At 65.4% G+C, this 12,694-nt stretch carries 11 protein-coding genes; 6 read left to right on the top strand and 5 right to left on the bottom strand.

All coding sequences use genetic code 11. The annotated features are described in order from the left end of the window. The first annotated feature begins 127 nt into the window (after positions 1-127). The 3 genes from mltG (at position 128) to gmk (ending at position 3,205) form a co-directional block, all read left to right on the top strand. A complete protein-coding gene (gene mltG, locus AC1DE3_RS17820; protein ID WP_476778597.1) occupies positions 128-1,456 on the top strand; it encodes an endolytic transglycosylase MltG in 1,329 nt (442 codons plus the stop codon). A gap of 213 nt (positions 1,457-1,669) precedes the next feature. Next, complete coding sequence (locus AC1DE3_RS17815) at positions 1,670-2,551, top strand: YicC/YloC family endoribonuclease (protein ID WP_476778596.1); 882 nt, start codon at positions 1,670-1,672, stop codon at positions 2,549-2,551. A 6-nt stretch (positions 2,552-2,557) separates the two neighbouring features. Beyond that, positions 2,558-3,205 (top strand): guanylate kinase, encoded by a 648-nt coding sequence (gmk, locus tag AC1DE3_RS17810; RefSeq protein WP_441512648.1) that lies wholly within the window; start codon positions 2,558-2,560, stop codon positions 3,203-3,205. 42 nt (positions 3,206-3,247) lie between these two features. Here the strand turns inward: gmk and rsmA are convergent, their stop codons facing one another. From rsmA to lptF, 5 genes are read right to left on the bottom strand one after another with little or no spacing between them, the layout of a single operon-like run. Beyond that, positions 3,248-4,096: a 16S rRNA (adenine(1518)-N(6)/adenine(1519)-N(6))-dimethyltransferase RsmA gene (gene rsmA / locus AC1DE3_RS17805; protein ID WP_476778595.1), complete on the bottom strand. Its 849-nt coding sequence runs from the start codon at positions 4,094-4,096 to the stop codon at positions 3,248-3,250. Next, positions 4,093-5,112 (bottom strand): 4-hydroxythreonine-4-phosphate dehydrogenase PdxA, encoded by a 1,020-nt coding sequence (gene pdxA, locus AC1DE3_RS17800; RefSeq protein WP_476852618.1) that lies wholly within the window; start codon positions 5,110-5,112, stop codon positions 4,093-4,095. The genes rsmA and pdxA overlap by 4 nt, the downstream gene beginning before the upstream one ends. 53 nt (positions 5,113-5,165) lie before the next feature. Beyond that, positions 5,166-7,715 (bottom strand): LPS-assembly protein LptD, encoded by a 2,550-nt coding sequence (locus AC1DE3_RS17795; RefSeq protein ID WP_441512645.1) that lies wholly within the window; start codon positions 7,713-7,715, stop codon positions 5,166-5,168. Positions 7,716-7,764: 49 nt separating this feature from the next. Further along, a complete protein-coding gene (lptG, locus tag AC1DE3_RS17790) occupies positions 7,765-8,856 on the bottom strand; it encodes an LPS export ABC transporter permease LptG (RefSeq protein ID WP_441512644.1) in 1,092 nt (363 codons plus the stop codon). Further along, positions 8,856-10,049: an LPS export ABC transporter permease LptF gene (gene lptF, locus AC1DE3_RS17785; RefSeq protein WP_441512643.1), complete on the bottom strand. Its 1,194-nt coding sequence runs from the start codon at positions 10,047-10,049 to the stop codon at positions 8,856-8,858. Before lptF ends, lptG begins: the two co-directional genes overlap by 1 nt. Before the next feature lie 155 nt (positions 10,050-10,204). Between lptF and AC1DE3_RS17780 the strand changes: the two genes are divergently transcribed. Genes AC1DE3_RS17780 through AC1DE3_RS17770 form a run of 3 tightly spaced genes read left to right on the top strand, consistent with a single transcriptional unit; the run spans position 10,205 to position 12,607 of the window. Next, complete coding sequence (locus AC1DE3_RS17780; RefSeq protein ID WP_476778593.1) at positions 10,205-11,698, top strand: leucyl aminopeptidase; 1,494 nt, start codon at positions 10,205-10,207, stop codon at positions 11,696-11,698. Positions 11,699-11,747: 49 nt separating this feature from the next. Continuing rightward, on the top strand, positions 11,748-12,200 hold the full coding sequence (locus AC1DE3_RS17775; protein ID WP_476778592.1) for a DNA polymerase III subunit chi: 453 nt from the start codon (positions 11,748-11,750) through the stop codon (positions 12,198-12,200). Continuing rightward, positions 12,197-12,607, top strand: coding sequence for a hypothetical protein (locus AC1DE3_RS17770; protein ID WP_441512640.1), 411 nt, complete (start codon positions 12,197-12,199; stop codon positions 12,605-12,607). The genes AC1DE3_RS17775 and AC1DE3_RS17770 overlap by 4 nt, the downstream gene beginning before the upstream one ends. Positions 12,608-12,694: the final 87 nt, after the last annotated feature.

Raw genomic sequence — 12,694 nt, 5'->3', positions numbered from 1 at the left:
CCGCGTTCACAGCCATAGAGAAACCGGTTCTAATGGGGCGGTTTCGAATTTGATGCGCCTCAGGCCGGAAGCGCCCCGGCGCCCGGCCGTACCGAGACATATATTTTATGCTGCGAGCGTCTTGATCGTGAATGATACGCCCCGCGTCGCCCCGAAGAGTCCGAGCGAGGCCCTCAAGCCCGTAGCGCCTCCGGCGCCGCCGCCGAAGGCGCGTCGCCGTCGTCGCAGTCCCTTCCTGTCGATGCTGAGCGGTCTTTTCACGATCGCGCTCGTCGGCGCCGGCGTCGTCGGTGCGGGAATCGCCGTGGTCTCCAGCCAGAGCAAGTCGCCGGGTCCGCTTGCGAGTGACCGCGTCCTCATCATTCCGAAGGAAAGCGGGCTGACAGAGATCGCGGAGCTGCTGCAGCGCGAGGGGCTGGTCGAGCATCCGCTGAGCTTCCGCATCGCGGCGATCGTCGGTGGCGACTGGCACAAGCTTCAGGCCGGCGAGTACCTGTTCAAGGCGCGCGTCAGCCCGAAGGAGATTCTCGACATCATTTCCAGTGGCAAGGTGGTCGAGCATTCGATCACCGTACCGGAAGGGCTGACGAGCGAGCAGATCGTCGAGCGTCTGCGCAACAACGAGCTTTTGACCGGCGAGATCGCCCAGGCGCCAAAGGAAGGCTCGATCCTGCCGGACACCTATCGGTTCCCGCGTGGCTTCTCGCGGCAGGCGATCATCGATCGCATGGCGCGCGATCAGCGCGTGATCCTTGCGCGGATCTGGGAGCGTCGTCCGGCCGACCTGCCGGTCAAGACGCCGCAGGAGCTCGTGATCCTCGCCTCGATCGTCGAGAAGGAGACCGGCCGCGCGGATGAGCGCCCGCGCGTCGCCGGCGTCTTCATCAACCGCCTGAACCAGAAGATGAAGCTGCAGTCCGACCCGACGATCGTCTACGGCCTCGTCGGCGGCAAGGGCACGCTCGGCCGCCCGATCCAGCGCAACGAGATCACGCAGGCGACGCCCTACAACACCTATGTCATCACCGGCCTGCCCCCGGGGCCGATCGCCAACCCCGGCCGCGCTGCGATGGAGGCCGTGGTCAACCATTCGCGGACGAAGGAACTCTACTTCGTCGCCGATGGCAGCGGCGGTCATGCCTTCGCCGAGACGCTCGATCAGCACAACCGCAATGTCGGTCGTTGGCGCCAGATCGAGACGACGCGCAGCCAGCAGCAGGGCGGAAAGCCATCAGGCGACGTGGTCGACAAGATCGAGCCTCCGGCAGGCCCCGACAACCGGACCGAAGCTCCGGCCACCGACAACAACGGCGTGCCCTTGGCCCAGCCGGCCGGCACTGTGGCGGGCACCCGCGCCCGCGCATTCGATGCCTCCGAAGGGACAGCGCGCGATCCCCTGCTCAACAAGACCTTCGACCTGAACTCGCCCAAGCAGGTTCCGCAGCTCAAGCCCTGAGCGGCTGCCCATCGCCGCGCGGGTCATCCCCATTTTCCGCTGTTGCGGCGCTTGCCGCGGCCGGAGCGCGCCACTACGGTCCCGCCGCATCACTAGATCGCCGCGCGTCCTTTTGGACGCGAAGTGGCGATCTAGCTGTTTGTTTCAGCATCGGATTGGTCCGAAAAGTGGATCCCACTTTTTGGTCCGATGCTCCAGAGGAGCGGCAGGGCCATGGCCATCGAAAGCATGACGGGCTTTGCCCGCGCCGCGGGAACCGCCGGCATCCATGGCTGGGCGTGGGAGATTCGCAGCGTCAACGGACGCGGGCTCGATCTGCGCGTCCGCGTGCCTCCCGGCTTCGAGGCGCTCGCCGAATCCGCGCGCAAGCATCTGGCCGGGGCCTTCGCCCGCGGCACACTGCACGTCAATCTGGCCGTCACCAGTGACGCCGGCCCGCCGCGTCCGCGCATCAACGAGGCCGTTCTCGTTGCCTTGCTTCAGGCGGTCGAGCGGCTGCCACCAGCGGCAGGGATCAACCCGCCATCCTATGATGGCTTGCTCGGCATTCGCGGCGTCGTCGAATTCGCTGACGAAGCGCAGGACATTCTGGGCGCTGTGGAGGCTCCGGCGCTCGCTGGCCTGGAGGCTGCGGCTCTCGCTCTCAAGGAGGCCCGTTCCGCCGAGGGGCGCGCTTTGGCGGCGATCCTTCTCGGCCACCTTGAAACCATTGCGCGGCTCGCCGGCGAAGCTGAGCAGCATCCGGCGCGCAGCAGCGAGGCCATCCGGGCGCGCATTGCCGCGCAGGTCGAGACCTTGCTCGGCGCCAATAACGGTTTCGATCCGCAGCGCCTGCATCAGGAGGCGGCGCTGCTTGCGGTGCGTGCCGATATCCGCGAGGAGATCGACCGGCTGCAGGCCCATGTCGGCGCGCTGCGCGAGCTCCTGGCCAAAGGTGGGCCGATCGGCCGCAAGCTCGATTTCCTGGCGCAGGAGTTCGGCCGCGAGGCCTCGACGCTCTGCGCCAAGGCCAATGATCCCGGCCTGTCGCGTATCGGACTGGAGCTTCGCACTGTCGTCGACCAGTTGCGCGAGCAAGTTCAGAACGTGGAGTGAGCCTTGATGGCCGAAACGACCCGTCCGGCCCGGCGCGGCCTGATGCTGATCCTGTCTTCGCCGTCCGGTGCGGGCAAATCGACGCTGACGCGCAATCTCTGCCAGCGCGAAACCAATATCGACCTGTCCGTCTCGGTCACCACCCGGGAGCGGCGGGCCTCGGAGATTGATGGCGTCCATTACCGCTTCATCGATCGCGACACCTTCGAGGCGCTGCGCGATCATGACGATTTGCTCGAATGGGCCGAGGTCCATGGCAATTGCTATGGCACGCCGCGCAAGCCGGTCGAGGCGGCGCTGGCGCGTGGGCGCGACGTGCTGTTCGACATCGACTGGCAGGGCACGATGCAGATCGTCGAGAAGGCGCGCGAGGATGTCGTGACGATCTTCATCCTGCCGCCCTCGATGGCGGAGCTGCGCTCGCGGCTGGTGCGCCGCGCCGAGGACGCGCAGGAGGTCATCGCCAAGCGGCTCGCAAACGCTCGTTCCGAGATCGCACGCTGGGAAAAATACGATTACGTCATCGTCAATGACGATCTGAACGACGCTTATGACTCGATCAAGGCCATCCTCACCGCCGAGCGGCTCAAGCGCAGCCGGGCGATCGGCCTCGCCGATTTCGTCGAGACGCTGCTCGACGAGCCGACGCCCTGAACGCGGCGCAGTCGGCCTGGCGGCCGGCTGACCCAGATCGCTCTACCGCCTGGCGCCGAGCGCGTTGGCCAGCGCGACGAAGCCGGAAACCGGGATTTCTTCGGCTCGTGCCGTCTCGAGAAGGCCGGCATCGGCGATGATCGGCGCAGGGTCCGACAGCACCGCCTTCAGGCTCTGCCGCAGCATCTTGCGCCGCTGTCCGAAGGCCGCGAGCGTCACCCGTTCGAGCAGGCGTCGATCGCAGGGTTCCGGCTGCTCGCGCGGGACGAGCTGGACGATCGAGGAGGTGATCTTCGGCGGCGGCACAAACGCGCTGCGCGGCACGTCGAACAGGATCCGCGTCTCGCAGCGCCAGTTCGACAGCACGGCGAGCCGGCCGTAATCCGCGCGTTGTTCCGGCGTCGCGACGATCCGCTCGGCCACCTCGCGCTGGAACATCAGTGTTAGTGAGCTCCACCAGGACGGCCAGGGTTCGAGGCTGAGCCAGCCGACCAGCAGCGGCGTGCCGATATTGTACGGCAGGTTGGCGACGATCTTCGCACGCTCGCCCTTAAGATGGGGGGACAAATCCACGGCGAGCGCATCGCCGTCGATGATTTCCAATCGCCCGGGATAATGTGCCGCGATCTCAGCCAGCGCGGGCAGGCAGCGCCGGTCGCGCTCGATCGCAATCACCCTCCCGGCACCGTTGGCGAGCAGGGCCCGCGTCAATCCGCCTGGGCCCGGACCAATTTCCACGATTGTCTCGCCTTCGAGAGGGCCGGCAGCTCTCGCGATGCGGCTGGTCAGGTTGAGGTCGAACAGGAAATTCTGGCCGAGCGCTTTCTGTGCCATCAGGCCATGGCGTTCGACCACCTCGCGCAGCGGCGGCAGATCGTCGATCTGACTCATGATGCGGCCACCGGCATCGGACCCTCGGCCATGCGTGCCGCAAGCTTCAGCGCGGCGCAGAGACTGTCGGGCCGCGCGATGCCCTTGCCGGCGATGTCGAAGGCCGTGCCATGGTCCGGAGAAGTCCGAATGAAGGGCAGGCCGAGCGTAACGTTGACGCCTTCGTCGAAGGCGATGGTTTTGATCGGGATCAGCGCCTGATCATGATACATCGCCAGCGCCACGTCGTATCCAGCCCGCGCCCGGGCGTGGAACATCGTGTCCGCCGGATAGGGACCGCGCGCATCGATGCCTTCCGACTGCAGCGCGGCGATCGCGGGGGCAATGACCGCCATCTCCTCGCCGCCCATTGCGCCACTTTCGCCGGCATGGGGATTGAGGCCGCTGAAGGCGAGGCGCGGCGCGGCGATGCCGAAGCGGGCTTTCAGCTCGGCTGCGACGATGCGCGCCGTGTCCACGATGAGATCGGTCGTCAACAGATCCGGCACGCGGCGCAGCGGCTCATGGATCGTTATCGGCACGACCGCGAGCTCGTCGCACCATAGCATCATCACCGGTCGCGGCGTGTCCCCGCCGGCCGCTGCGAGATGGGCGAGGTATTCGGTGTGGCCGGGATGCACGAAGCCGGACTGGTAGAGCACGGATTTCGCGATCGGGTTGGTCACGACGGCGGCTGCCCGACCAGCCATGACGGCGGCCACCGCCGTGTCGATCGCAGCGATTGTCGAGGGCGCCGTGGCCGGGTTGGGCCGGCCGGGTTCGGCTGTGGCGGCAGCTGCGAGGGCGATGCAGGGCAAGGCTTCCGGAAATGTATTCTCGACATCGCCCCAGTCGCAGATGCGTAGCGGGACGCGCCATCCCAATCGGTTCGCCAATCCGGCAAGATCGCCGGGGCTGGCGATGCAGGCGAAGGCCGGCAGATCGCGCTCCTGGCGCTCGAGCCAAGCGCGCAAAGCGAGCTCAGGGCCGATGCCAGCCGGATCGCCCTGTGTCAGCGCAAGCGGMAATAGCGGCAAGGCGGAACTCCGCGTCGAAAAGGAAACGGGCCGCCTCGGCGGCCCGGATATCGTCACTGACTGACGCCGTCAGCCGATGAGCCGCTGCCGCCAAGATTCTGCGAGTAGGCAAGTTCGCCCAACGTGCGCAGTTCGAGACGGAACATGACCGTGCGGGTATCCTTGGTCGCGCCCGACTGGCGGTCGGCATTGCTTTGCGAATAGCTGATGTCGAAAATCGTGCACTCGTCGGTATAGTTGACGCCGAACGAGGTCGAGGCGGTCTGGAACGGTCCCGTGTTGGGATAGACGGGGACCGCCGTGACCGCAGGTGCCGCGAGATAGGCGGCATAAGCGTTGCGATAGAGCTCGCGGTCGTACTTGTATTTGTCGAGATCGAACAGCACGCCGGCCCGCAGGCGCCAGTTGTCGGCAACGCGCAGCGAACCGTTGAGCGACAGGCCTTCTCGCCGGCGCGAGATGCCGAGTTCGGGCTGCGGCTCGTAGCGACCGTAGCCGACCGAGGCCGTGATAACGCTGTTCGCATAGGTCGCGGCCGCGTCGATCCGCTGCGCTTCGAAGGTCGTCGAGTTCAGACGCGCGGCCCCGGTCAGGAAGAAACCCTTGAACGGCGAAAGCTGCGCACGGGTGACGATGTCCGAGCTGTTCGTGTCGAGGCCGGAGTTGAGGCCGGTATTGACGAGGTCGCCGGTGGCAAAGGAGTTGCGCCCGCCGAGCTGGAAGGACTGGCCGACGAGGAGATTGGCGAAAGCCTCCTTGCCGAACCGGCCGGTATAGAGCGCGCCGACATTGGCGCGGGTGCCGCCCTCGACGCGGTCATAGCCTGAGAACTTGCCGCTCCATTCGAACAGGTTCGTGGCGTCGAAGACGAGGCTCTGGGCGTCCTCGTTGGCGAGACGCACGCTGTGCGTCTCGTTCGGCCGCGCCACGATCTGCGCAACCGGCTCGATGATATGGGTGCCCCAGTCGGTCTTGGCGACGAAGGGGTAGCGATACATGAGGCCGATGGCCGGCATCACCCGGCCGAAGACCTCGTCGGAGGTGTCCGCGATCGTCGAGACGCGCGAATTGATGACGCTGCTAGTGTCGGGGTTGACCGAGAAGACGTCCGCGCGAACCGAAGCGTAGGGCGTCCACATCTGTCCGAGCGGATCGATGAAGTTGCGCCGCCAGGAAACCTCGGCCGTCGCGCGCGAGACATTGCCGGCGAGGCCGCGCACCAGGCAGGTGCTCTTCTGGTAGACCGCGCAGCCATCATAGAGGGAGTAGGTCGGGCTCGTGATCAGGAAGGTCTTCTGCTGCGGCAATTCCGTGAATGCGGCGGTGTCGCGATGCAGGCTGGTGACGTTGACGGTGAATTCTAGCTCACCACCGAGGAAGGACGGCTTGTGGACGCGCTTGTCGTAATCCAGCACAGGCAGCACCATCGGCTGCTGCTTCTGCCAGTCCTGGTAGTTCAGCGGCTGGAAATAATAGCCGCGCAGATCGAACCAGGCGGTCGCGCTCTGGCCGTTCAGATAGGCTGTCGAGATCGATTCCTGCAGATAGGTCGTGGTGCTGAAGGCCTCGTTCTTGATGCGGTAGTTCTTGTAGAACCAGCGGTCCGTTGACATCGAGGCGTTCCAGCCGAACGACCAGTTCTGATTGATGTAGAACTTGCCGTTTGTCTCGACCGAGCCGCGGAATTCCTTGTCACGCGGGCCGAGCGGGCTCGCGAGGAAGGCCTCCTGGTCTTGCTGAAAGATGCCCGACGCGCGGATGGTGTAGGAGCCGTTGACCAGTCGATGACGCCACTCGGCCTGCCCGAGCACGCCCTGACGGGTGAGGAAGGTCGGGGTTAGCGTCAGGTCGTAATTCGGCGCCAGATTGAGGAAATACGGCAGGCCGACACCGAAACCCAGCGCCGAGGTGTTGATGAATCGCGGCGAGAGGAAACCGGATTTCCGCTTCACCGTCGAATCCGGGCCCGACATGTACGGCAGGTAGGCCATCGGGATGCCGGCGAATTCCAGCCGGGCGTCCTCGTAGTAGATCGTTTGCTCGGATTTCTTGTGGATGATCCGGGCCGCGCGAACCTGCCAGAGCGGCGGCTTCTCGGGGTTGTCCTTGCAGGGCTCGCAGGCGGTGTAGATGCCCTTGTCGAAAATGAACGTTTCGCCGTCGGTCCGCTCTGCGCGCGGGGCGGAGAAACGCGTGCGGTCCGGGTTCACGACGCGCAGGGAATCGATGAAGCCGTCGCGGAAATCATCGGTCAGGTTGAACCTGTCGCCGGTGATGACCGTGCCGTTGGTTTCTGTGATGCGGGCGTTGCCGATGGCGGTGACCCGCTTGTTGGCCTGGTCGTAGATGACGCGATCGGCCTCGATCGTCCGACCCTGATAGAGAATCTGGACGTCACCGACGGCCGCGACCGTCTTCTTGTCGTTGTCGTAGACGAGTTCGCGCGCATCGACGACCATCCGCTCCTGCGGCTTGGCGGCGGCAGCGGCGGGCGCAGGCTTAGAGCCGGCCGCCCGATTCTGGGCATAGGCCGGCCCGGCCAGCAGGTAGGCCAAGCTGGAGGCGAGAGCGGTCGCCGCAGCAAAGCGAGCCGCGCGAGTCACGCCCGAAACCATCCGTTAAACCCAAAATTAACCATAGGCACAGTACGATTCACCCGTCTTCCTGATGGAGAAGGGCAAGGGTGCCCAGCATCGTCCCCAATGCTGCGGGCAACCACGCCGCGACGATCGGATTGACGATTCCCGACGACCCGAGTTCCTCCGACAGCTGCGTCGCAACATAGAGCACGAACCCGGCCGCGACGCCACCTATCACCAACTTAGTCACACCACCAAAGCGGAAAAATCTTAAGGAAACCGATGCTGCTACCAGCACCATGGCGATGAGCAGCAGCGGTCGCGCCATAAGTGCTTGATATCGCAGCTCATAAGGTGTCGTATCGAGGCCGGCTCGCTGGGTACGATCGATGACCGTGGGCATGGACCAGAACCCCACCGCATCAGGTGGGGTGAAGCTCTGTCGCATCTGTTCCGGCTCCAGGGTCGTCGCGACCATGTAGCTTGCGAAACTCTGTGGCTCTTGCGTGGCGGAGGTGATGCGCGCCTCGGCGAGCTCCCAGTTTCCCGGGAGCAGCACAGCCTGCTTCGCATCGACGCGTTCCTTGAAGGATCCGTCGTGGTTGAACATGAAGAACGTCACCTGAGACAGGCCATCCTCGTCCGGCAGGGCGCCGGCGGCGCGGATGATCGCCTGACCATCGACGCTGCGCTGCCTCAACCAGATATCTTGCGCGGCTCCCGTCTTGCCGCTCGCGCGGACGAACAGCCGGGTTTCGAGCGCGGTGGCCTTGCGTTTCAGATCAGCCGCGAGCGGGTTGTAGACCATGATCGAGATCAGGCCGATGACGCCTGCGACGGCTGCTGCGGGCTGAAGGAACTGCCAGGCGGAAACGCCGACCGAGCGCGCGACCACCAGCTCCAGCTTTCGACTTAGCGTCAGCAGCGCGAACATGCCGCCGAAGAGTGCGGCGAAGGGGAAGATCTGTTCGGCCACGGCCGGTGCCCGGAAGAGCGCGAGCTGCACGATCCGCGGGGTCGTCGCGATCGGGGAATCGCCGGCCCGGCGCATCAGCTCGACGAAATCGAGCGTGCCGATGAGGAAGAAGAAGGTGCTGAAGACGCTGAGGATCGCGCGGGCGAAGCGCTTGGTCAGATAGCGCCCGAAGGTCGAGAACAGGAGCATCAGGCGCGCCGGAAACGGGCCGCAAGATTGGCGAGCGGCATGGTCAGAGGGGCAGTGAACCGCGCCACGACGGGGCGCAGGCGCTCACCGTAGAAGATGAGGGCGAGCGCCAGCGTTATGGCCGTGATCGGCAGGATGTAGAGCAGGGCGGCGGCGAAGGGCGAGCGGACACTCGCCGTCCAGGCCGCATAGGCGGCGATGCGGGTTGCGCCGACGATCATGATTGCGGCCTGGATTGCCAGAGCCCGGCCCTGGCGGGTGGTTCGGGCTTCGCCGATCGCCGCGAAGGCGATCAGCATGAAGGCGAAGGGGTAGAGCGGCGCCGACAGCCGGTTGTGCAGCTCGGCGCGGAAGCGGCCTTCCTGAATCTTGTAGTAGCTCTCGTTCGGGTCCTGGTTGATGAGCTGCCAGGTCGAACGTTCGCGCGGCTTGTAGACCACCTTGTCGCCGTCGCCTTCGCCGGGGCCGCCGCTCGAATCGCCGGTCAGTGCGGAGAGATTGAGCGCGTACCGCTCGAACGAGATGATCGAGGTCGTGGTGGTGTTTTTGGCCTCGCGCTGGATGGTGCCCTTCTCGAGCATCAGGAAGCTCTGGCCTTCCGCTTCTACCGTTCGCCCGCGCTCGGCAAGATAGATCGATGGCTGCGCCGGGTCGCGGCGATCCTGCATGAAGATGCCGACCAGCGAATCGCCGGCCTTCTCGCGGTAGTGGAAGGTCACGCCGGAATCGAGCGAGACGAACTGCCCCTCCTTCACGACGTTGGCGACGAAATCGGCGCGGATCAGCGTGATGAGATCGCGCAGCATGCGGAAGCTCGCCGGCATCACCGAGATCGTCATCCACGCCACAACGACCGCGGTGATGGCGGTCAGGGCGAAGAAGGGCCGGACGATCCGGTGCGGCGCCACGCCGGCCGCGTTCATCACGATCAGCTCGGAATCGCCGTTGAGCTTGTTGAGGGTGTAGAGTGTCGACATGAACAGCGCGACCGGCGCGATGCCCGCGATCAGCGCCGGCAGCGACAGCAACGTGACGGTCAGGAAGATCAGGACCGTCTGGCCCTTGCCGGTGATGAGATCGACCTCGCGCAGGGCCTGCGTGACCCAGATGACCCCCGTAAGTCCCAACAGCAGCACGATCGCCGCACCCGCCGCGATCTTCAGGATGTATCGGTCGAGGCGGTTGAACAGCACGCAGCGCTTCCGGCAGTCGAGAACCGAAGATTCCCGAGGTGGTTCGTCGGACACCCCATATGGTATAGGCGCGTTCGCGGCGCAAACGGGAATCGTTTTTCGCCGGCCAACCCTGTGTCCTTCCCCGGCACTTGTCGCAAGATTGTGAGCGGATCATGTCCCAGCGCCTGAAGCTCGAGATCAAAGCCCTGAATGCCGCGGAAGGGCAGGATCTCGTGATCCTGGTTTCGGACCGGCTCACATTGCCGTCTGCAGCCGAGAATGCGGCGGGGCGCTCTGCGCAGGCGCTGCTGGCGCGAGCCGCCGCTGCCGAGCGCTACAAGGGCAAGGCCTATGCCGGGCTGACCTTGCCCGCTCCCGAGGCGGCCTCGTACGGGCGTCTGATCGTCGTCGGGATCGGGGATGCGGACAAGATTGACGAGCTTGATTTCGTCAAGCTCGGTGGCGCCATCGCCGGCCGGCTCGGTGCGGGGCGCACTGCGGACATCATCCTGGCGCTGCCGACGGGACCGATCGCGGCCGAGCATGGCGCCGAACTGGCGCTGGGCCTGAAGCTGCGCAGCTATGCCTTCGATCGCTACAAGACGAAGAGCAAGGACAAGGATGAGGCCGGACCGATCGCGGTGACGTTGCGCTCGGACGATCCTGCCAGCCTGAAGAAGGCACTGAAAGCGGCCGATGCCGTCGCCGCCGGCGTCGTGCTGGCGCGCGACCTCGTCAACGAACCGCCGAACGTTCTTTATCCGGAGGAATTCGCCGATCGGGCCGCCAAGCTGAAGAAGCTCGACGTCGAGATCGAGATCCTCGACGAGAAGGATCTGAAGAAGATCGGCATGCGCGCGTTGCTCGGCGTGGGCCAGGGCTCGCGGCGCGAGAGCCGCGTCGCCATCATGCGCTGGAACGGCGCCGGCAAGGACGAGCAGCCCGTCGCCTTCGTCGGCAAGGGCGTGACCTTCGATACCGGCGGCATCTCGCTGAAGCCGGGCGCCGGCATGGAGGATATGAAGGGCGACATGGCCGGCGCCGCCTGCGTCGTCGGACTGATGCACGCGCTTGCCGCCCGCAAGGCCAAAATCAATGCGATCGGCGTCATCGGGCTGGTCGAGAACATGCCGGATGGGAACGCTCAGCGCCCCGGCGACATCGTCACCTCGCTATCGGGCCAGACCATCGAGATCATCAACACGGACGCCGAAGGGCGGCTCGTTCTCGCCGATGTGCTCTGGTACACGCAGGAGCGCTTCAAGCCGCGCTTCATGATCAATCTTGCGACCCTGACCGGCGCGATCCTGGTGGCGCTGGCTCAGGAGAATGCCGGCCTCTTCACCAACAGCGACGAACTGGCGCATCGACTGACGGCTGCCGGCGTCGCGACGGGCGAGACGGTCTGGCGCATGCCGCTCGGCAAGGCCTATGACAAGATGATCGATTCGAAGTTCGCCGACATGAAGAACTCGGCCGGGCGCTATGCCGGCTCGATCACCGCCGCGCAGTTCCTGCAGCGTCATGTCAACGACACGCCCTGGGCGCATCTCGACATTGCCGGCACCGGCATGGGCGCCAAGGACAGCGAGATCAACCGCTCCTGGGGCCCCGGCTGGGGCGTGCGCCTGCTCGACCGGCTGGTGGCCGATCATTACGAGAGCTAAAGCGATCTCCGCAGAACGAACGGCAATGGTTTAGGAGAAAAGGGTTTCGATGACCGAGATCCTGTTCTTCCATCTGCAGTCCCGCCCGCTGGAGCAGGTCCTGCCGACGATTCTCGACCGGGCGCTGTCGCGCGGCCAGAAGGTCGTCGTCGAGGTCTCGAGCCAGGAGCGCCTGAGCGTGATCGACGATCACCTGTGGGCCTATGCGGATGAGAGCTTCCTGCCGCATGTCACGGCGATGGAGGCGGACGCCGCGCAGAACCCGGTGGTCATCACGACCGAGGGCCACAATCCGAACGCCGCTCAGGTCCGGATCTGCGCCGACGGGGTTCGCATTCCCGACGCAATGCAGGACTACGAGCGCGTCGTCCTGATATTCGATGGAGACGATCCCGAGGCACTTGCCGCCGCCCGCGAGGATTGGAAGAAGGCCAGGGCCTCGGGCCATGCCGCCAGCTACTGGCAGCAGGACGATGCCGGCCGTTGGGAGAAGAAAGCGTGAGACTGCCTGTTCTGTTGCTCTGCACCGCGGCCCTTGCCGGCTGTTCGGTCGATATGGGCGGCTTCGCCTTCCAGTCCGAAACCAAGGGCGGCGTCACCACGACGCGGACGAGCAGTGCCAGCGCCGGAGTCTCGACGCAGGAGCCAGTGCTCACGCCTGAGGGCGATTGCAGCGTTGGCGCGTCGCTCGATCCCTCGACGCGCCCGCTGCCGAGCGAGATCGCTCCCGGCATCACCGAGTGCGAGCTGGTCAAGCTCAAGGGCGCGCGGCCGACCGATGTGCTGATCGGCGAGAGCGGCAAGGGCCAACGCGAGGTGCAGGTGCTCTACGCAGAGCCCGGCGGGCGCGAGATCTACATGTTCACCGACAACCGCCTGAGCCGGATCATCAAGCCGGGGCAGGGGTGAGGTGAACGGCACATATTCGCATGTTCGGCCGGAGCTTCGGGCTTCGCCGTCTTTTTGACGCATGCTGTCGCGCCGCGAGCCGCAAAG

The sequence above is a fragment of the Allobosea sp. 10L417 genome (assembly GCF_056395485.1).
This window is presented reverse-complemented; position numbering and strand designations above follow the sequence as displayed.